Consider the following 18,672-nt stretch of genomic DNA (forward strand, 5'->3'; position numbering starts at 1 on the left):
CTTTCGTCTTACCGATGCATGTTGCTCATTCGAGCGCTGCGCCGCAGCGTTCGGGAATCAGGAAGAGGGTCGCGAGAATGTCGAGCACGTAGATGGCGGCGAGCATGCCGAGCGCCGCCGTGAAGGAATAGCGCGCGGCCAGCGCGCCTACGGCGAGCGGCCCGAAGCCGCCCACGGCGCGGCCGATGTTGAACAGCACGTTCTGCGCAGTAGCGCGTGCCGCGGTGGGATACAGCTCGGAGATGAGCGCGCCGTAGCCGCCGATCATGCCGTTGACGAACACGCCCATTGCCGCGCCGCCGATCAACAGCGCGAACGGCGTGGAAAGCTGCGCGTAGACGAACACCATGACCACGGCGCCCGCCTGATAGAACAGGAACGCGGGCCGGCGGCCGAACCGGTCGGCCGCGATGCCGAAAAGCCAGATGCCGAGCGCCATGCCGGCAACCGTCGCGGCGGTCCACAGCCCCGACTTCGTGAGCGAATAGCCGAAGGACTTCGAAAGGTACGCGGGCAACCAGATCATCAGCCCGTAGTAGCCGAAGTTCTGCACCGAGCACAGCACGGCCACGCCGATGCTCGCGCGCGCGGTGCGCGCATCGGCCACGAGCATGCGCAGGGCGCGCGGGCGCTCGGCCCTGGCGGCAGTGGCCATGCGCTGCGCATGCGCGACGAAAAGCTCGGGCTCCTCCACGCGCCGCCGCACCACGAACGAAACGACCGCCGGCAGCAGCCCGATGGCGAACATGCCGCGCCAGCCGATCAGCGGGAGCAGCAGCGGCGTGAGCAGCGCCGCGGCCAGCACGCCCAGTTGCCAGCCGAGTCCGACATACGACGACGCCCGCGCGCGCAGTTGCGCAGGCCACGCCTCGGCAACGAGCGCCATGCCGATGCCGAACTCGCCGCCCAACCCGATGCCCGCGATCGTGCGGTAGACGAGCAAGTCGCCGTAGCCCCGCGCAAGCGCGCACATGCCGGTGAAGACGGCGAACAGCAGAATGGTCCACGTGAGCACGCGCACGCGACCGTAACGGTCGCTCAAAAGGCCGAACACGATACCGCCCACCACCGCGCCGACGAGCGTCCATGTGACGAGCGCGCCCGCCTGCGCGCCGGAGAGATGCAAGTCGGCGCTGATCGCGGGCAGCATGAAGCCGAGCATCAGCAGATCGAAGCCGTCCATGGCGTAGCCGAGCACCGAGGCGACGAGCGCACGCAGGGCGTGGCCGCGCGTGGCGGCGGCTGGGTTGGTAGAAACGGCGGTCATGTGGGCAATCCTGGGAAACGTGCGCGCACGGGGAGCGCAAACCGGCGTGAGTGTAAAGGCGTGGCTGGGCCGTCACAACCGCGATACAAACCGCGCGAACCGCAGCGCCGCTGGCGTTCGCACCCCCCATCCCTGTCGGCGGTTGCCCGTGCGACTCGTCGGCAGTCGTCAAGTCGGGTAAAATACCGGCCTACGCGCGCAAGAGAAGCCGTCCGGACCGGGCGAGTCGCCTTGACCCCATGCAGTGAGGGAGGTCAGACGATCCACGCCTTTCGGGCCGCGCACCGCAGGCGCCGAAGCCACGCTTCGAGCCCGCCGTGCCAGCGCCACCGGGCCACGCGCCCATCCTCCTCCCGCACTCATATCCAAGGATTCGCCCATGACAGGCTACGATCGCCAGACGATCTCGGACGCAACCGCGAAAATGCTGCTCGAAGTGAAGGCCGTGCACTTCAATGCCGAAAAGCCCTTCATCTTCACTTCCGGCTGGGCGAGCCCGGTCTATATCGACTGCCGCAAGCTGATCTCGTATCCGCGCGTGCGCCGCGGCCTGATGGAAATGGCCGAAGCCACGATTCTGCGCGACGTCGGCTACGAGCAGATCGACGCCGTGGCCGGCGGCGAAACCGCGGGCATCCCGTTCGCGGCATGGCTCTCCGACCGCCTGATGGTGCCCATGCAGTACGTGCGCAAGAAGCCGAAGGGTTTCGGCCGCAACGCGCAGATCGAGGGTCTGCTCACCGAAGGCCAGCGCGTGCTGCTCGTCGAAGACCTGACCACCGACAGCCGCAGCAAGATCAACTTCATCAACGCGCTGCGTACGGCCGGCGCGCAGGTGAACCACTGCTTCGTGCTGTTCCACTACAACATCTTCAAGGAAAGCGTCTCGGTCCTGAAGGACATCGACGTCGATCTGCACGCGCTCGCCACGTGGTGGGACGTGCTGCGCGTCGCCAAGGAATCGGGCTACTTCGAAACGAAGACGCTCGACGAAGTAGAGAAATTCCTGCATGCACCGGCTGAGTGGTCGGCTGCGCACGGCGGCGCAACGTCGGCACCGCAGTAAACGCACGAGCTCGCACGAGTGCGAGCGCATAGCAAAAAGGCCATCTGCCTCCTGGGCAGATGGCCTTTTTGCTGGCCTGTGTAGAGGGGTAGAGCGGGTGTAGAGCGGCCGGATCAATGCGCCGGTTGTGCCTCGCCGCCATCATCCGGCACATCGGGCGTATGCGAGGAGAGATTGAGCAAGCCATTGCTCTGCGCGTACTGGAAAAGTTCGGAGTCTCGTTCGAGTCCGAGCTTGCGCATCGCCGTGTTCTTTTGAGTACTAATGGTCTTGATACTCCGGCTCAGCTTTTCGGATATCTCTTTAATCGTCATGCCCGAAACAAAGAGTCGCACGACTTCGAGTTCTCGCTTTGAGAGAATCACTTCATCGGTTTTCCCGCCGCTGTTGATACGCAATTGATCGAGCGCAATCTTCACCTGTGGGCTCATATATTCGAGATTGCGGCTCACATGCTGCACCGCGAGGCCGATGTGGCTTAGGTCGTCGGATTTGTGCACCACTGCGATCACACCGAGCTCGCGGAGGCGTTTGAGCAGCGCAGCATTTTCGAGCATCGTGAGGACGACGATGGGAACGTTCGGGAAGTTGCGCCGCAGGTAGCCGATGAGCGGCAAACCGTCGCCGTACTGGCCGCCCGGCATGGCAAGGTCAGTCACCAGCACGTCGCAGGGAACCGTTTGCAACGCCTTGACGAGTTCGGTGGACTGGCGGGCACGGCCAACGACCTGGATCCCGGGAAAGCTGAGCAGTGCATGTTCCGCACCAAACAAGATCACCGGATGATCGTCGGCGACTACGACCCTGATTGGCTGCTGCATTACCCCTCCGTGTAGGCATACCTGCTTGTTTCTCCGGCGCGCGGCCAGTCCACATTTCGCTTGTTGTTTCTGGCGTCCGACGGCGCCACGTGCCCGAGCAGGAGAATATACGACTATAGCGGAATCCTCCCGCGCACTCGGTGCGCACACGGGCGAAAGCTCGCTCGCTTATACCGCTATATTGGATCAAATTCGGACTCGGGAACAATTCAAAACTTTCCTTCAGGACAACGTGGCCCGAATTTCACAAATATGCAGGAGAACTCGCTGATGCGCACTCCATATGACTTTCAGCCTGGTTGCATGCGCCGCGCACGCGTATTCGCGTGGCTTGCGATGGCGAGTGTCGTGACGACAGCCAACTTAGCCTGCGCAGATGAAAACAACTTCACGGTATCGAGCGCCGATTTCAGCGATGGCGGAAAAATCGGCCCGCGCCAGGTCTTCAACGATGCGGGCTGCAATGGACCGAACCAATCACCCAGTTTGACCTGGCGCAATGCTCCTGCAGCCACGCGCAGTTTTGCCATCACGATCTTCGATCGCGACGCGCCAGGACACGGCTGGTGGCACTGGGCCGTCGCGAATATTCCGGCGCGGGTAACGAGCCTGCCGGAGAACGCCAGCGCCGCGGGCGCGCTGCTCAAGCTCGGCGCGATCGAGGCTCGCAACGACTTCAACATCGACGGCTATGGAGGACCGTGCCCGCCGCCGGGCAATCCCCATCGCTACGTCGTCACCGTCTACGCGCTGCGCGTCGATACGCTCCCGCTCGCGCAAGGCCGCCCGGCAGCGCTGTTCGATCGCGAGATCAGCGGCTTGACGCTCGGAAGCGCACAAATCACTGTGACGTACGGCCGCTGACCGGGAGCGGTTGCGTGCCGCGAGCGCCTCGGCCCTTACGGGTAAGCCCCGATTTTTTTCCAGACGCGTTCACACGCGCGTCCGCATGACGTCTTAAAATACCGTTCCAGCACCGCCCTGGGTGATGGCGCCCCGCAATCCCCCGCGTTCAGAGAGACTGAGATGAGCACGAAAGTTTTTGTCGACGGACAGGAAGGCACGACCGGCCTGAAGATTTTTGAATACCTGTCGCCGCGCACCGACGTCGAGATCCTGCGTATCGACGATGCAAAGCGCAAGGACGTCGAGGAACGCCGCCGTCTCATCAACGCTTCGGACGTAACGTTCCTGTGCCTCCCCGACGTCGCCTCGCGCGAGTCGGCCTCGCTCGTCGAGAACGATCGCACCGTACTGATCGACGCGAGCACGGCGTTCCGCACCCAGGCCGATTGGGCCTACGGCCTGCCCGAGCTGACCAAAGCCCAACGCGACAAGGTGCGCAAATCGAAGCGCATCGCGGTGCCCGGTTGTCACGCTTCGGCGTTCATTCTCGCAATGCGTCCGCTCGTCGAAGCTGGCCTCGTCGCGCCGGATTTCGCCGCGCACAGCTACTCGCTCACGGGCTACAGCGGCGGCGGCAAAAAGATGATTGCGGAGTACGAAGCGGGCGGCAACGCGAAGCTCGCGAGCCCGCGTCCGTACGCGCTCGGCCTCACGCACAAGCATTTGCCGGAAATGGCGGTGCACGGCGGCCTGAAGTCCGCGCCGGTGTTCACGCCGATCGTCGGGCCGTTCTACAAGGGGCTCGCGGTCACGACCTATTTCTCGCCGCAGCAGCTCACGCGCGGCGCAAAGCCGCAGGACGTGCAGGCGCTCTTCGCCGAGTACTACGCGGGCGAGCAGTTCGTGCGCGTGGCTCCGTTCAACGCCGATGAGAACCTCGACGCCGGCATGCTCGACGTTCAGGCGAACAACGACACGAACCGTGTCGACCTGTTCGTGTTCGGCAACGACGAGCAGTTCGTCACCGTTGCGCGCCTCGACAACCTGGGCAAGGGCGCATCGGGCGCGGCGATCCAGTGCATGAATCTTGCGATTGGCGCGGCTGAAAATACCGGCCTGAATGCCTGAAGCAGCGGGAGTTGCCGCGCAAACAACAAACCGGCTCGCGGAGCCGGTTTTTTTACGCTCTTACGTCCTGCCTTGCGCCGATGCAAGATGCACAGACGAAAAAAAGCCCGCCAATGTTTGGCGGGCTGAATCCATATCAGAGGAGACATGGAGGAGACAAGAAGCAGTATATCGACTAGCGTGATGCAATGCAACATGTAAAGTAGTGCGCACCCTGAATGTTGCGCCACAACAACATAGCCGTCATTGTCCTGTCATCGACAGGATGAACATCAACTGATCGAGCCCCACAGGCCGCACGAGGTGCACGTCGAAGCCCGCCGCAAGCGCCTCGTCGCGGTGGCGCGATTCGCCCCAGCCGCCGAGCGCGATCAGGAGCGGCACGCGCTCGCCGCTGACCGCGCGCAATTGCCGCACGATCGTTCCGGGCTCGTCCTGCGCGAGCGAAAGCGCCACGATCGCCACGTCGGGCGCGCCGCGCGCGGCAAGTTCGAGCGCCTCGTCGAGCGTGCGGGCCGCAGATACGCCGTAGCCAAGATCGGTCAGCAAGATGCTGAGCCCATCGAGCGACTTCTCGTCGTTATCGGCGATCAGGATGCGCGTCTCCATCCGCCGTTCTCCTACCCTGAAATTGGCCTCGCAGGCAGAGCTGCCGTTGTATCTGGTACGTGCCCTGTCGTCGTCATCGGTTCCCCGTCCCCATCTCGCGGACGGCGCCGCCAACCCGGCCGCCGTCCATCGCGATGCGCCACATTGTGCTCAGCCGCCCTCCGGGTCTTTGTGCGTCACCGAGCGGTCGTCTGAAGATTTTGATCGCAAAACGTCCGCGAACGTTCGCCGCGCCTCATTGTTCCCCGGTATTCAGCCGCGGCCCGCGCGCCGCGCGGCCACCTTGCCGAGCACGGCGAAATCGCACTCGCCATCGCCGTGCGCCACGGCTTCGAGCAGACTGTCGCGCAGCACGCTGGCGAGCGGCATCGGCGTCGCGGCGGCGTCAGCGGCGGCCAGGGCGAGCCGCACGTCTTTCAGGCCGAGGCGCGCCTTGAAGAGCGCGGGCTCGTAGCGCCGCTGCGCGATCATGCCGCCGTAGCCCGCATACACCGGGCCCGGGAACGGGCCGCCCGTCACGACGTCGAGGAAGTCGCGCATCGCGACGCCATAGCCGTCGAGCAGCGCCGCCGCCTCGCCGAGCGACTCGACGGCCGAAGCCAGCATGAAGTTCGCGGCGAGTTTCATCACGTTCGCCTGCTGCGGCACTGCGCCGACGCGCCACGTTTTCTGGCCGATCACGTCGAACAGCGGCTGCACGCGGTCGATCGCTTCGGACGCCCCTGCCGCCATGATCGTGAGTTTCGCCGCCTGCGCGGCGTCCGGGCGCCCGAGCACAGGCGCCGCCACGTAGTGCAAGCCACGCCCGGCATGGGCATGCGCAAGCGTTTCGGCCAGTTCGACAGAAATGGTCGCCATGTTCACGTGCACGAGGGCGGGCTGTGCCTGGTCGAGCAGCGTCGCGTCGATGACTTCGCGCAGCGCGGCGTCGTCGGCCAGCATCGAGAGCACGGCGTCGCCGGCAAAGGCCTCGCCCGGCGTGCCGACGATGCGCGCGCCCGCGTCGGCAAGCGCCCGCGCCTTCGCGGCCGTGCGGTTCCACACGCGCACCGTGTGGCCCGCCTTCAGCAAATTGCCGACCATCGCGCCGCCCATTTCGCCAAGACCGATAAATCCGATGTCCATCGCCTGCTCCTTCCATAAAAACGAGGGGAAACCCCGAGGAAAGGTGCAGTACAGCACAAGACGGGCCGCGCTGCAGGCCGGCTCTCACGCGGCGCGAACGCTCGCACGCGCTCTGGCAGGCGGTGCGATACTGCTTTGCATGGTCACCGCCACCTTCCGCTTTTACGAGGAGCTGAACGACTTTCTTGCGCGGCCGCTGCGCCGGCGTGCGTTCAGTTGCGCCTGCGCGCGCAACGCCACGACGAAACACATGATCGAAGCGCTCGGTGTGCCGCACACGGAAGTCGAGCTGATCCTCGTGAATGGCGAATCGGTGGGTTTCGACCATGCGCTCGCGGACGGCGACCGCGTGGCCGTCTACCCGAAGTTCGAGGCGCTCGACATCCGGCCACTGCTGCGCGTGCGCGACGTGCCGCTGCGCGAGCTGCGCTTCGTCGCCGACGCGCATCTGGGCGGCCTCGCGCAACTCCTGCGGCTCGCCGGTTTCGATACGCTCTACGACAACCACTTCCCCGACGAGGAGATCGAAGCGCTCGCCGCCGCAGAGCACCGCGTCGTCCTCACGCGCGACCGCGAGCTGCTCAAGCGGCGCACCATCACGCACGGCTGCTACGTGCGCGCGCTCAAGCCGCGCGCCCAGGTCCACGAGATTTTCGAGCGGCTCGACCTTGCGGCGAGCGCGCGGCCGTTCCGGCTCTGCCTCATGTGCAACGCGCCACTGCGGCCGATCGAGCGCGCCGCGGTGCGCGAGCGCGTGCCCGCCGGCGTCTACGATCGGCAGACGCGCTTCGTGACCTGCGACGTCTGCCGGCGGGTGTTCTGGGAAGGCTCGCACTGGCAGCGCATGCGCACGTTGATCGACGGCCTCACGCGCCCCTCGGACGAAGCGCACGCGGCACACGATCGGCACGACCGCCACAACGGCCATGAGGGGCCGGATCGCGGCGACGACGCATAGTGGTATTCACGGGTACCCGATGCGGCTCGATGGCGCTCAAGAGCCAAGTCGCCGCGATGGACGCACGCAGGCGTTTGCGTACAATGCGCGCCATCGCCCAACACCGGAGCACGACATATGTCCATGAAGAAAACCGACCTTGAAAAGAACAAGGCGATGAAACTGATGCAAGCCACGAACAAGAGCGGGCCCGACCGTTTTGGCAAGGGTTCGGCGCAACCGGCGCTGGATCGCCGCGAACAGCGCAAGCTGGACCAGGCGCAAGGGCTCGTGCCGTTTGCGTGCAAGCTCAACGCCGATCTCGTCGAGAAGCTGAAGGCTCGCGCCGACGGTCACCCGGGCGGCGTGAGCGGCCTGCTCACGGAATTGCTGGAGGCTGGGCTCGCACGCGACGCGTCCTGAACGCCGTCTCGCCCGCCGCGCGCGCAAAAAAAAGCCAGAGCATCTGCTCTGGCTTTTTTTATGGCTGAAGGGCGCTTTAGTTTGCCTGGCCCTTGTCTGCCGTACCGGAGGCCGATGCGCCTTCCGACACAGCGGCACGCTTGCCGTGATGCTTGAGTTGCTTGTGTTGCTTCTTGGCCTTTGCCGGCGCGCTGGCTGCCGGTGCGGTTGCAGCGGGAGCCGAAGCGTCTTGTGCGAATGCCGAAGCCGTAACCAGTGCGAACGATGCTGCGATGAGCGAGGCGAGAATCTTTTTCATCTGTTGTTCCCCAAACCTGACAAATAATGACCGGCACGTTGTGAATTAGAACAGCGTGAAACTGCGAAACGATCCGCTTGCCGATCTGGGCGGGCGTTTCGCGCGAAGCAGTATTACGCAGCGTAGGGCGTTTGTCATCCGCTAATGCCCGGGTGTATTTTCCGGGAGACAATTCCCTTTCAATTCGGATACGATCGGCATTTACGCGTTCGTTTTCCGGAAGTTCGTTGTTTTTTCACGTAATACGCTGAATTGGCCTGCCCCAAGCAAATTCGGGCCAGATTGAGACCTGATTCAGATGCAATCGCGAAAAAAAGGGGCAACCCGCCCCTTGCGCAACAGGACACCAGGCGGGACACCGCGCGCCGGGCGCGCCAGCCGTCGAAAACGCTGTCGCGCCCGTTCCCCGCGAAAAGAGATCTCCGCTTGCAATCCTCCACCCACCGCCACCTGCGCGCCAATCTGCTGATGCTGACCGCCGCCCTCATCTGGGGCTCGGCGTTCGTCGCCCAGCGCCTGAGCCTCGACGCCATCGGCCCGTTCCTGTTCACCGGCCTGCGCTTCCTGCTGGGCGCCGGCGTCGTCTCGGTCTTTTTGCTTGCACGCCGCGGCGCCAGCCGACGCTCCGCTACGGACAGCGGCAACACGGTGGCCCCGGCGCTGTTCAACGGCGCGCTGCTGCGCTCGGGCACCGTGCTCGGCCTCGTGCTGGCTGTCGCCATCTCGCTTCAGCAGATCGGACTCGGCTACACGAAGATCGCCAACGCCGGCTTCATCAGTTCGCTCTATGTCGTGATCGTGCCGATGCTCGGCGTGCTGCTGCGCCATCGCACGGGAATCGGCACATGGGTCGGCGCCGCGCTCGCTGCGGTTGGGCTCTACTTCCTCAGCATCAACGAGCACTTTTCGGTGATGTACGGCGACTGGTACCAGCTCGGCTGCGCGCTCGTGATCTCGATCCAGGTCATGCTCGTGGGCCACTACGCGCCGCGCCACGACCCGCTCGCGCTTTCGATCGTGCAGTTCGTCGCCTGCGGCGTGGTGTGCCTCGCGATCGGGCTCGCGTGCGAACCGCTGCGCGCAGCCGACATCGTGCGCGCTGCGCCCACCATCCTCTATGGCGGCGCGCTTTCGGTGGGGATCGGATATACGCTGCAGGTCGTCGCGCAGCGCGATGCGGCGCCCGCGCACGCCGCCGTGATCTTCAGTATGGAAGGCGTGTTTGCCGCGCTCGCGGGCTGGGCCGCACTCGGCGAAACGCTCACGCCGCGCGCACTCGCCGGCTGCGTGCTCATGCTCGCCGGCTTGCTCGCTTGCCAACTCCTGCCGGCCTGGCAAGCGCGCATGCGCGCCCGGCAGCGCGCAACCACGCAACCTGCCGAAACGGCGTAAAGCGCGGCATGATTTTCTGGCGTTGATATCGCGCTCTGCACTTTTTCGACAAATGGCGTCGCTCTCGAGCGACGCCATTTTTTTGTGTGGATAACGCGTGATTGCGCCGCGCCGAGCCAGGTTATCCACTCCCACCTCTGGACAACCTGGGGATGACCTGGCGAATGACCTGTGGACCACTTCTTGATAACTACGCGTCTGGCGTTGCGGCCTGAAAAGTTATCCCAGGAGCTCGCAACGCGTACAAGCTTTGTCCGCATGGCTATCCGTTTTGCATCGGTATGAACCGTCAGGCAATTTTCCTGTTGTCCACAGTTAATGCCAGGACTTGTTAACTGCTACTACTTATAAATATAAATACTGAAAAGACTATGGGAAACACGCGACGTTCGCTGCGCTCGCGTGCTGCGCATTCGCGCAAGGTTATTCCACTCTGTGTTTCATCCCGCGTGAGAACACCGTCGACGAATCGCGGCAAGCCGGGCAACGCGCGTCGCGCGATCGATCTGCTTCGCGATGTTCATGACGGCAACGAATGAAAAAGGGCGTGCCTCCCGAGGAGACACGCCCTTGCTGAATGCATCAAGTCAGAACACCGTCGTGGCTAGTCGCCTGCCATCATCCGCTCGATAGTCGGCTCGAGATCGAGCAAACCGACGGTCGCGGGCTTGGCCTCTACGACGCCGAAACATTCCGTGCGCTGCGGCGCCGGATCGACGAGGAAATTGCGCGCGTAATGCCCGCAACGCTCCGGCGGCAGAAGCCGCTCAGGCGGGATCACCTCGAACGCCGTCCCCACGGCGATGAAGAGATCGTCCGGCGTCATGTCGCGCTGAATGCGCCAGAGCGTTTCGTACTCGGGCGCAGCTTCATTGAAGAACACCACGCCGGGCTTCACGCCCTCCACCTGCCCGCACGACGGACAGGCGGTTTGCGGATCGAGCGCGCGGCCGGACACGGGAAACCGATACTCGCAGTCGGTGCACAGAAGCGAAATCATGTCGCCGTGCAGATGCGTCACCTGGCGCGCGCCGGCCTGCTCGAGCATGTCGTCGATGTTCTGCGTGACGAGATGCACGCGCTCGGTGCCCCAGGCGTTCTGCCACTTCGCGAGCCGTTCGTGGGCGGCGTTCGGGCGCGCGTCGCCGCATTCGGCGATGCGCTGGTTGTAGAAACGGAAAACCGCGGGCCGGTTGCGGCGCCACGTGAGGTAATTGCAGACTTCGTCGATGCTCGCGTGGGACCAGATGCCGTCGCCGGTGCGGAACGTCGAAATGCCGCTCTCCGCAGACAGCCCCGCACCGGAAAACACGAACAGGCGGGGTAGTCTGCCGGACTGCCCCGGTTGCCGGGATTGCGCCACGTTTGCCACTTTCGCCTCCATGATCGAACGGCGACATTATGACCGTCCAGCGGTGTTTCGGCAGAGGTTCGCAAAGGCGGACAGGCGCAGGGCCCCAACGAGCGCGTTGCGCGCCCTCAGAAGCGGCGCAACGCGTCTGGCCATCCCAGCCCATGCACCGAACCGCGGCAGCCGCCTGAGCGACCTCTCAGCGCCTTCTGCTGCGATCGACCCAACAAAAAGGGGATGCCGCAATGGCATCCCCTTTTTCCACATACGGCGATCAACGCGCGAACAACCTCACTCCACCGTCACCGACTTCGCGAGATTGCGCGGCTTGTCCACGTCGGTGCCGCGCACGCACGCCGTGTGATACGCGAGCAGTTGCAGCGGCACGACGTGCAGGATCGGCGAAAGCAGCCCGTAGTGTTCCGGCATGCGGATCACGTGGATGCCGTCTTCGCTCGTGATGTGCGTATCGGCATCGGCGAACACGTACAGCTGGCCGCCGCGCGCGCGCACTTCCTGCATGTTCGACTTGAGCTTCTCGAGCAGCGCGTCGTTGGGCGCCACCGTCACCACGGGCATCGCCTCGGTCACGAGCGCAAGCGGCCCGTGCTTGAGTTCGCCGGCCGGATACGCCTCGGCGTGGATGTACGAGATTTCCTTGAGCTTGAGCGCGCCTTCGAGCGCGATCGGGTAATGCAGCCCGCGCCCGAGGAACAACGCGTTTTCCTTGCGCGCGAACTCTTCGGACCACGCGATGATCTGCGGCTCAAGCGCGAGCACGCCGTTGAGCGCGGCCGGCAGGTGACGCAGCAGTTTCAGGTACGCGGTTTCCTGTTCCGCATTCACATGGCCGCGCAGCTTGCCGAGCGTGACGGCGAGAATGAAGAGGCCGACGAGCTGCGTGGTGAACGCCTTCGTCGACGCCACGCCGATCTCGCGCCCTGCGTGCGTGAGGAACTTGAGCGCCGTGAGCCGCACCATCGCGCTCGTCGCCACGTTGCACACCGCGAGCGTGTGCTCCATGCCTAGCGACTGCGCGTGCTTGAGCGCGGCGAGCGTGTCGGCGGTTTCGCCCGACTGCGAGATCGTCACGACGAGCGCGCGCGGATTCGGCACCGACTCGCGGTAGCGGTATTCGCTCGCGATCTCGACATCGGTACGGATCTTCGCCACGGATTCGAGCCAGTACTTCGCCGTGAGGCCAGCGTAATAGCTCGTACCGCACGCGAGAATCAAAATGCTGTCGATGCCCTTGAACACTTCGCCCGCGTTCTCGCCGAAGAGTTCGGGCGTGAAGGCGTCAGTGGCGGGAATCGTGTCGGAGATCGCGCGCGGCTGCTCGAAGATTTCCTTCTGCATGTAGTGGCGGTACGGGCCGAGATCGACCGCGCCGCCGTAGGCGCCATAGGCCTGCACGTCGCGCACTTCGCGCGTCACGATGTTGCCGGCGCGATCGGCAATGCGCACGCCTTCCAGCGTGATCTCGCACACATCGCCTTCTTCCAGATAGCTGATGTGCTCGGCACTCCCCGCAATGGCGAGCCCATCCGACGCAATGAAATTCTCACCCTTGCCATAGCCCACCACGAGCGGAGAACCGGCGCGCGCGCCGACCACCGTATGCGGCTGGCTCTTGTGCACCACGCCGATCGCATACGCGCCCGCGAGCTGCTGCACGGCCGCGCGCACGGCGGCGAACAGGTCGCCTTGATAAAGGCTGTGGATCAGATGGGCGATCACTTCGGTGTCGGTCTGCGAAACAAATTCGTAGCCCTTCGCCCGCAGCATGTCGCGCAGCGACTCGTAGTTCTCGATGATGCCGTTGTGCACGATCGCGAGCGTGTCGCGCGAGAAGATCGGATGCGCGTTGTTCACCGTGGGCGCGCCGTGCGTGGCCCAGCGCGTATGCGCGATGCCGGTCACGCCTTCGAAGTGCGCCTCGCGCACCTGCTCGTCGAGCTCGGCCACGCGCGCCACGCTGCGCACGCGCCGCGGGCCGTCGGCCGTCACGACGGCCACGCCGCACGAGTCGTAGCCGCGATATTCGAGCCGCCGCAGTCCTTCGATCAGGACGGGAACGATGTTACGAAGCGCTACCGCGCCGACGATGCCGCACATGGATTCGATCCTTTGCAATGAGAGGCGTGGGCGCCGCGCGCTTGTCGCGCGAAATGGAGCGCCCGAGATTCAACCGTTCAGTTCTTTTTCTTCACCGGGCGAACGTAGCCGGCTTTCGCGATCTGCGTTTTTTCGTTGAGCGCGAGCGTGGCTTCCGGCACGTCCTTCCACACCGTCGTGCCCGCCGCGATGGTCACGCCGCGGCCCACGCGCACAGGCGCAACGAACTGCGTATCCGAACCCACGAACACGTTGTCTTCGATGATCGTGCGGTGCTTGTTCGCGCCGTCGTAATTGCAGGTGATGGTGCCCGCGCCGATGTTCACGCCCGCGCCGACGTCGGCGTCGCCTATGTAGCTCAGGTGATTCGCCTTCGAGCCCACGCCGATGTTCGCGTTCTTCACCTCGACGAAGTTGCCCACGTGCACGTCGTCGGCCAGCTTCGCGCCGGGACGCAGACGGGCATACGGCCCGAGCACCGCGTTCGCGCCGACCGCCGCGTTTTCGATATGCGTGTAGGCGTCCACGCGTGTACCCGCGCCGATCGACGCGCTGCGAATTACACAGTTCGGGCCCACGCTCACGTTGTCCGCTAGCGTCACCTCGCCTTCGAATACGCAGTTCACGTCGATGAACACGTCGCGCCCGCAGTTAAGCGAGCCGCGCACGTCGATGCGCGCCGGGTCCGCGAGCGTCACACCCGCCACGAGCAGCGCCTCGGCCACCGTGCGCTGATGCACGCGCTCGAGTTCGGCGAGCTGTTGCTTGCTATTCACGCCGAGCGTTTCCCATTCGTCGTCGGGCTGCGCGGTCACGGCCGGATGACCGGCGGCGATCGCGGCTTCCACGACGTCGGTGAGGTAATACTCGCCCTGCGCGTTGTCGTTCTTCAGCGCGGCGAGCCACCCCGCGAGCGGCGCGGTAGGCGTCACGACGATACCCGTGTTGATCTCGGCGATCTTGCGTTGCGCTTCGTTCGCGTCCTTCTGCTCGACGATGCGCTCGACCTTGCCTGCAGCGTCGCGCACGATGCGGCCGTAACCGGTCGGATCGTCGAGCGTGACGGTGAGGATGCCGTAACCGTTCTCACCGGCGGTGTCGACGAGACGCTTGAGCGTGGAAGTGCGCGTGAGCGGCACGTCGCCGTAGAGCACGAGCGTGGGCACGTTCGCGTCGAGCAGCGGCAGCGCCTGCGCGAGCGCATGGCCCGTGCCGAGCTGCTGCGCCTGCAGCGCGAACTGGACGTCGGGCGCGCCAACGGCTTCGCGCACGGCTTCGCCGCCATGGCCGACCACGACGACGAGCCGGGTGGGCGAAAGCGTGCGGGCAGTATCGATGACGTGCGAGAGGAGCGGCTTGCCGGCGAGCGGATGGAGCACTTTCGGCAGCGCGGAGTGCATGCGTTTGCCCATGCCTGCCGCGAGGATCACGATGTTCATTGCATCAGTGACTGGATGAGGAATGAAGCGGCTGATTTTAGCATGCGGGATATCCCCGACACGCCGGCCGGCCGGGCTCTCGTGCCCCGATAAACACTGTTTTACAACTGTTTTTTTTCGGACTGGCGGCCAGAAGTCAAAAACGCTCCGATGCGGGGTCGGAGCGCTTGAGGCGAACCGCAGGGGCGGCTTGACGTGTGGCTCAAAGATCGTCGAACGGCGTGAACTTGATTGCCGTGCCTTGCGCGGGCGCCGGGTCTGTTGCGCACGGCTCTTCGTCGAACGCGATGTCGCCGGCCGAATCGGCCACGCCCGTCGCGCGCAGGTCCGCGAAGTTGAACAGGTTCGCGTCCATGAGGTGCGACGGCACGACGTTGCCGAGCGCGTTGAACATGTTCTCCACGCGGCCCGGGAAGCGCTTGTCCCACTCACGGATCAACGCCTTCATCTCCGCGCGCTTCAGATTCGGCTGGCTGCCGCACAGGTTGCACGGAATGATCGGGAATTCGCGCAGCACCGCGTACTTCTCGAGATCGGTTTCCTTCACGTAGGCAAGCGGCCGGATCACGACATTCCTGCCGTCGTCCGACTGCAGTTTGGGCGGCATGCCCTTGAGCTTGCCGCCGTAGAACAGGTTCAGCAGCAGCGTCTGAAGGATGTCGTCGCGATGGTGACCGAGCGCGATCTTGGTCGCGCCCAGTTCGCCCGCCACGCGGTACAGAATGCCGCGGCGCAGACGCGAACACAGCGAGCATGTCGTCTTGCCCTCGGGCACGAGGCGCTTGACGATGCTGTACGTGTCCTGGTTCTCGATGTGGTACGGCACGCCCACGCGGTCGAGATATTCGGGCAGCACGTGCTCCGGAAAGCCCGGCTGCTTCTGGTCGAGATTCACGGCCACGATGTCGAAGTCGATCGGCGCGCGCTCGCGCAGGCGCAGCAGCACGTCGAGCATCGCGTAACTGTCCTTGCCGCCCGAAAGGCAGACCATGACCTTGTCGCCGTTCTCGATCATGTTGTAGTCGCCGATCGCCTGGCCGACCTGACGCACGATGCGCTTGAACAGCTTGTTGTTCTCGTAGGCTTCCTTCTGCTCGCGGCGCGTGAGCGTCTGGCGGCCCGTCTCTTCAGTCGCGGCGTCCTCGCCGACGGGTAGCGTTTCGGGGGCGTTCATGAATCAGTCCTCTTTGATGCGAAAGACCTCGACGCCCACCGCGTCGCAGTCCGGATAAACGTCGGGCTTCTCGGTCGAGACGCGCACCGCGCGCACGAGTTCGTGCGAAAGCAGCGCCGCGGCGAGATCGTCGCAGAGCGTCTCCTGCAGATGGATATGGCCACGGCCCACGCGTTCGGCAACGGTCGAGCGCATGAAGTCGTAGTCCACGACTTCGCGCAGCTTGTCCTCGTGCGGCGTGGTCGAAGCGAGCGGCACGAACAGATCGACATTGATGACGACGCGCTGTTCGCCGCGCTTCTCGAAGTCATGCACGCCGATGTTGATATGCACTTCGTAGTCGCGCAGGAAAAGCCGGCGGCAATCGGCGAGCCGGGGGTGAAGCAAAACGGTGGACATGTCGGTTCCAGTCGATAAAAGCGTGCGTTCTCTCGCACGTATGCCGGCGCGGCGCGCCCGGCGGGTCGTTCAGCCGGTCTGCAAAGCCGCTCGTGCGCGGCGGCCTGCGTTCCTTTGTCTTCGTCAGCACCGCTGGCTCGCAGTCCTGCGCGCAGCGGGCTATGCATTTAGTTGCAAATTTTGACGCAACTACGCCTGGGCGTCAGCCGCCCGTCAAAAACATCACGTCGCGCGGCAGCGGCACGAGGTGCTGGCCGCCGTCCACGACGAGCGTCGTGCCGGTCACCCCTGCTGCCCGCGCGAGATACAGCGCGGCTTCCACGAGATCGGCGGGCCGCGACGCGCGCTTGAGCGGCGTGACCTGGTGCGCGGCGGCGAAGCTCTCCGGCGTCTGGTCGCCCGAGCGCAGCGTGAGGCCGGGCGCGAGCCCCACCACGCGCACCTTCGGCGCGAGCGCCTGGGCGAGCGCGACGGTGGCGTTCTGCAACGCGGCCTTCGTCAGCGTGTACGACAGATAGTCGGGATTCATGTTGTACAGCTTCTGGTCGAGCACGTTGATCACACACGTGCGCAGCATCTCGTCGTCCGCCGCCGCCTCGGGCGTTGCCTCGTACAGCATGCGCGAGAGCACGAGAGGCGCGCCCACGTTGATCGCCATCATTTGCAGCAGCTTCGTGTAGCCCACATCCTGCGCGGTGTCCTCTTCGAAGCGCGAGGCATTGTTGAGCACGCACGCGGGACGGCCGAGCGCCGCTGTGCAGTCCGGCACGAGCCGCGCCACCTGGGCTTCGTCGCCGAGGTCGGCGTGCAGCGCCACGGCCCGGCGGCCCAGCGCCGCGATCCGCGCGACGACTTCGTCGGCCGCCTCGCGCGACTCGCCGTAATGGACCGCGACGTCCCAGCCGCGCGCCGCAAAGCCGAGCGATAGCTCGCGGCCAATGCGGCGTGCTCCACCCGTCACCAGCACGACGGGCGTCTGGGCGTCAGAATCGGGGCGCGATCCTTCGCCGGATGCGCTCATGTCGGCGTCAGCCGGGCGGATGCCGGGAGTTACGCTCATTTACAATACCGGGATGAATCCGAAAGCTCACGAACCCGATAGTTTACCTGTTCCCGAGCCGATCGCGCTCGCGCAGTCCGAGGCGCTCGCGGCCACGCTGCGCGCCGAGATTGCATCGGCGGGCGGGTGGCTCCCGTTCGACCGCTATATGGAGCGCGCGCTCTACGCGCCGGGACTCGGTTACTACGGCGGCGGAGCACGCAAGTTTGGCCTCTTCGCCGACGACGGCAGCGACTTCGTGACTGCGCCCGAGCTTTCGCCGCTTTTTGCCGCGACGCTCGCGCGCGCCGTGGGCGAAGCGCTAGCCGCTAGCGGCACGCGCCGCCTGATGGAATTCGGTGCGGGCACGGGCCGCCTCGCGGCGGGCGTGATGCTCGCACTCGACGCCGCAGCCGTTCCGTTCGACTCCTACGCCATCGTCGATCTGTCGGGTGAACTGCGCGAGCGCCAGCGCGAGACCATCGCGCAGCTCGCGCCGGCGTTCCTCAATCGCGTGACGTGGCTCGATGCGCTGCCCGCGCAATTCGAAGGCGTCGTAATCGGCAATGAGGTGCTCGACGCCATGCCGGTGCGCCTGTTCGCGCGCAAGGACGCCGTATGGCACGAGCGCGGTGTAAGCGTCAACGCAGAAGGCGCCCTCGTCTTTTTCGATCAGCCGGCGAACTCGGGGCGCGACGCAAACTGGCCCGAGAGCGCGCTCGCGGGCGTGGAAGGCAGCGATGACTACGCGACCGAAACGCACGAAGCCGCGCTCGCGTTCACGCGCACCGTCTGCGCGATGCTGCGGCGCGGCGCGGCGTTCTTCATCGACTATGGATTTCCGCGCCACGAGTACTACCATGCGCAGCGCGCGCAAGGCACGCTGATGTGCCACTACCGGCACCGCGCGCATGGCGACCCGTTCCTCTATCCCGGTTTGCAGGACATCACCGCGCACGTGGAATTCACGGGCATTGCCGAAGCGGGTGTCGAAGCGGGCGCGGACCTGCTCGGCTACACCACGCAGGCGCGCTTTCTGATGAACGCGGGCATTACCGAAGTGCTAGGCGAGATCGATCCGCGCGACCCGCAGCGCTTCCTGCCCGCCGCGAACGCGGTGCAGAAACTCGTTTCCGAAGCGGAGATGGGCGAGCTATTCAAGGTGATCGCGTTTTCGCGCGGCATCGACGAGACCATCGCGGCGTTCGCGCGCGGCGACCGCAGCCACACACTCTGACGC

At 65.0% G+C, this 18,672-nt stretch carries 18 protein-coding genes; 7 read left to right on the forward strand and 11 right to left on the reverse strand.

From position 1 onward, the window contains the following. Positions 1–25: 25 nt before the first annotated feature. Positions 26–1,267: an MFS transporter gene (locus M3I54_RS27260; protein ID WP_254341772.1), complete on the reverse strand. Its 1,242-nt coding sequence runs from the start codon at positions 1,265–1,267 to the stop codon at positions 26–28. A gap of 379 nt (positions 1,268–1,646) precedes the next feature. Between M3I54_RS27260 and M3I54_RS27265 the strand changes: the two genes are divergently transcribed. Next, entirely contained in the window at positions 1,647–2,333 is a 687-nt protein-coding gene (locus M3I54_RS27265) for an orotate phosphoribosyltransferase (protein WP_028203433.1), read from the forward strand. A gap of 113 nt (positions 2,334–2,446) precedes the next feature. Here the strand turns inward: M3I54_RS27265 and M3I54_RS27270 are convergent, their stop codons facing one another. Beyond that, the gene (locus M3I54_RS27270) at positions 2,447–3,154 is read right to left on the reverse strand and encodes a response regulator (protein ID WP_254341774.1); all 708 of its coding nucleotides are present in this window, start codon (positions 3,152–3,154) and stop codon (positions 2,447–2,449) included. Between the two features lie 336 nt (positions 3,155–3,490). Between M3I54_RS27270 and M3I54_RS27275 the strand changes: the two genes are divergently transcribed. Together M3I54_RS27275 and argC are read left to right on the forward strand one after the other, a co-directional pair. Continuing rightward, the gene (locus M3I54_RS27275; RefSeq protein ID WP_254341818.1) at positions 3,491–4,018 is read left to right on the forward strand and encodes a YbhB/YbcL family Raf kinase inhibitor-like protein; all 528 of its coding nucleotides are present in this window, start codon (positions 3,491–3,493) and stop codon (positions 4,016–4,018) included. Positions 4,019–4,180: 162 nt separating this feature from the next. Then, positions 4,181–5,128, forward strand: a complete 948-nt coding sequence (gene argC / locus M3I54_RS27280; RefSeq protein WP_254341777.1) for an N-acetyl-gamma-glutamyl-phosphate reductase — start codon at positions 4,181–4,183, stop codon at positions 5,126–5,128. Between the two features lie 243 nt (positions 5,129–5,371). On the opposite strand, the gene M3I54_RS27285 is transcribed toward argC, so the two are convergent. Together M3I54_RS27285 and M3I54_RS27290 are read right to left on the reverse strand one after the other, a co-directional pair. Continuing rightward, positions 5,372–5,737 (reverse strand): response regulator, encoded by a 366-nt coding sequence (locus M3I54_RS27285; RefSeq protein WP_254341778.1) that lies wholly within the window; start codon positions 5,735–5,737, stop codon positions 5,372–5,374. Positions 5,738–5,989: 252 nt separating this feature from the next. Then, on the reverse strand, positions 5,990–6,862 hold the full coding sequence (locus M3I54_RS27290) for an NAD(P)-dependent oxidoreductase (protein WP_254341779.1): 873 nt from the start codon (positions 6,860–6,862) through the stop codon (positions 5,990–5,992). A gap of 139 nt (positions 6,863–7,001) precedes the next feature. Here M3I54_RS27290 and M3I54_RS27295 point away from each other — a divergent pair, with 139 nt between their 5' ends. Both M3I54_RS27295 and M3I54_RS27300 read left to right on the forward strand, forming a co-directional pair. Continuing rightward, positions 7,002–7,820 (forward strand): Mut7-C RNAse domain-containing protein, encoded by an 819-nt coding sequence (locus tag M3I54_RS27295; RefSeq protein WP_254341780.1) that lies wholly within the window; start codon positions 7,002–7,004, stop codon positions 7,818–7,820. Positions 7,821–7,937: 117 nt separating this feature from the next. Continuing rightward, positions 7,938–8,222: a hypothetical protein gene (locus tag M3I54_RS27300; RefSeq protein WP_254341781.1), complete on the forward strand. Its 285-nt coding sequence runs from the start codon at positions 7,938–7,940 to the stop codon at positions 8,220–8,222. Positions 8,223–8,298: 76 nt separating this feature from the next. Here M3I54_RS27300 and M3I54_RS27305 read toward each other — a convergent pair whose 3' ends face one another. Next, the gene (locus M3I54_RS27305) at positions 8,299–8,520 is read right to left on the reverse strand and encodes a hypothetical protein (protein ID WP_254341782.1); all 222 of its coding nucleotides are present in this window, start codon (positions 8,518–8,520) and stop codon (positions 8,299–8,301) included. Positions 8,521–8,946: 426 nt separating this feature from the next. Here M3I54_RS27305 and M3I54_RS27310 point away from each other — a divergent pair, with 426 nt between their 5' ends. Further along, positions 8,947–9,912, forward strand: a complete 966-nt coding sequence (locus M3I54_RS27310) for a DMT family transporter (protein ID WP_254341783.1) — start codon at positions 8,947–8,949, stop codon at positions 9,910–9,912. Positions 9,913–10,516: 604 nt separating this feature from the next. On the opposite strand, the gene M3I54_RS27315 is transcribed toward M3I54_RS27310, so the two are convergent. The 6 genes from M3I54_RS27315 to M3I54_RS27340 form a co-directional block, all read right to left on the reverse strand. Then, positions 10,517–11,284 carry a Sir2 family NAD-dependent protein deacetylase gene (locus M3I54_RS27315; RefSeq protein ID WP_254341784.1) on the reverse strand — a complete coding sequence of 256 codons (768 nt, stop codon included), beginning with the start codon at positions 11,282–11,284 and terminating at the stop codon, positions 10,517–10,519. 270 nt (positions 11,285–11,554) lie between these two features. Then, positions 11,555–13,381: a glutamine--fructose-6-phosphate transaminase (isomerizing) gene (glmS, locus tag M3I54_RS27320; RefSeq protein ID WP_254341785.1), complete on the reverse strand. Its 1,827-nt coding sequence runs from the start codon at positions 13,379–13,381 to the stop codon at positions 11,555–11,557. A gap of 77 nt (positions 13,382–13,458) precedes the next feature. Then, on the reverse strand, positions 13,459–14,820 hold the full coding sequence (gene glmU, locus M3I54_RS27325) for a bifunctional UDP-N-acetylglucosamine diphosphorylase/glucosamine-1-phosphate N-acetyltransferase GlmU (RefSeq protein WP_254341786.1): 1,362 nt from the start codon (positions 14,818–14,820) through the stop codon (positions 13,459–13,461). Positions 14,821–15,022: 202 nt separating this feature from the next. Beyond that, positions 15,023–15,994: a tRNA 2-thiocytidine(32) synthetase TtcA gene (gene ttcA, locus M3I54_RS27330; protein ID WP_254341787.1), complete on the reverse strand. Its 972-nt coding sequence runs from the start codon at positions 15,992–15,994 to the stop codon at positions 15,023–15,025. A gap of 3 nt (positions 15,995–15,997) precedes the next feature. Next, positions 15,998–16,393 (reverse strand): dihydroneopterin aldolase, encoded by a 396-nt coding sequence (locus tag M3I54_RS27335; protein WP_233883225.1) that lies wholly within the window; start codon positions 16,391–16,393, stop codon positions 15,998–16,000. Between the two features lie 202 nt (positions 16,394–16,595). After that, entirely contained in the window at positions 16,596–17,414 is an 819-nt protein-coding gene (locus M3I54_RS27340) for an SDR family oxidoreductase (RefSeq protein ID WP_254341819.1), read from the reverse strand. Between the two features lie 19 nt (positions 17,415–17,433). Here M3I54_RS27340 and M3I54_RS27345 point away from each other — a divergent pair, with 19 nt between their 5' ends. Continuing rightward, positions 17,434–18,669, forward strand: coding sequence for a class I SAM-dependent methyltransferase (locus M3I54_RS27345; protein ID WP_375542213.1), 1,236 nt, complete (start codon positions 17,434–17,436; stop codon positions 18,667–18,669). The last annotated feature ends 3 nt before the right edge of the window (positions 18,670–18,672 follow it).

Origin of the sequence: Paraburkholderia sp. CNPSo 3274 (assembly GCF_024206475.1) — a bacterium.
Lineage (GTDB): Bacteria > Pseudomonadota > Gammaproteobacteria > Burkholderiales > Burkholderiaceae > Paraburkholderia.

Coding starts and splice junctions, on each gene's coding strand:
- M3I54_RS27265 (WP_028203433.1), top strand. CDS start 1,647: ATGACAGGCTACGATCGCCAGACGATCTCGGACGCAACCGCGAAAATG.
- M3I54_RS27335 (WP_233883225.1), bottom strand. CDS start 16,393: ATGTCCACCGTTTTGCTTCACCCCCGGCTCGCCGATTGCCGCCGGCTT.
- M3I54_RS27295 (WP_254341780.1), top strand. CDS start 7,002: ATGGTCACCGCCACCTTCCGCTTTTACGAGGAGCTGAACGACTTTCTT.
- M3I54_RS27345 (WP_375542213.1), top strand. CDS start 17,434: ATGCCGGGAGTTACGCTCATTTACAATACCGGGATGAATCCGAAAGCT.
- M3I54_RS27305 (WP_254341782.1), bottom strand. CDS start 8,520: ATGAAAAAGATTCTCGCCTCGCTCATCGCAGCATCGTTCGCACTGGTT.
- ttcA (WP_254341787.1), bottom strand. CDS start 15,994: ATGAACGCCCCCGAAACGCTACCCGTCGGCGAGGACGCCGCGACTGAA.
- M3I54_RS27275 (WP_254341818.1), top strand. CDS start 3,491: ATGGCGAGTGTCGTGACGACAGCCAACTTAGCCTGCGCAGATGAAAAC.
- M3I54_RS27270 (WP_254341774.1), bottom strand. CDS start 3,154: ATGCAGCAGCCAATCAGGGTCGTAGTCGCCGACGATCATCCGGTGATC.
- M3I54_RS27290 (WP_254341779.1), bottom strand. CDS start 6,862: ATGGACATCGGATTTATCGGTCTTGGCGAAATGGGCGGCGCGATGGTC.
- M3I54_RS27260 (WP_254341772.1), bottom strand. CDS start 1,267: ATGACCGCCGTTTCTACCAACCCAGCCGCCGCCACGCGCGGCCACGCC.
- glmU (WP_254341786.1), bottom strand. CDS start 14,820: ATGAACATCGTGATCCTCGCGGCAGGCATGGGCAAACGCATGCACTCC.
- M3I54_RS27285 (WP_254341778.1), bottom strand. CDS start 5,737: ATGGAGACGCGCATCCTGATCGCCGATAACGACGAGAAGTCGCTCGAT.
- M3I54_RS27340 (WP_254341819.1), bottom strand. CDS start 17,414: ATGAGCGCATCCGGCGAAGGATCGCGCCCCGATTCTGACGCCCAGACG.
- M3I54_RS27300 (WP_254341781.1), top strand. CDS start 7,938: ATGTCCATGAAGAAAACCGACCTTGAAAAGAACAAGGCGATGAAACTG.
- argC (WP_254341777.1), top strand. CDS start 4,181: ATGAGCACGAAAGTTTTTGTCGACGGACAGGAAGGCACGACCGGCCTG.
- glmS (WP_254341785.1), bottom strand. CDS start 13,381: ATGTGCGGCATCGTCGGCGCGGTAGCGCTTCGTAACATCGTTCCCGTC.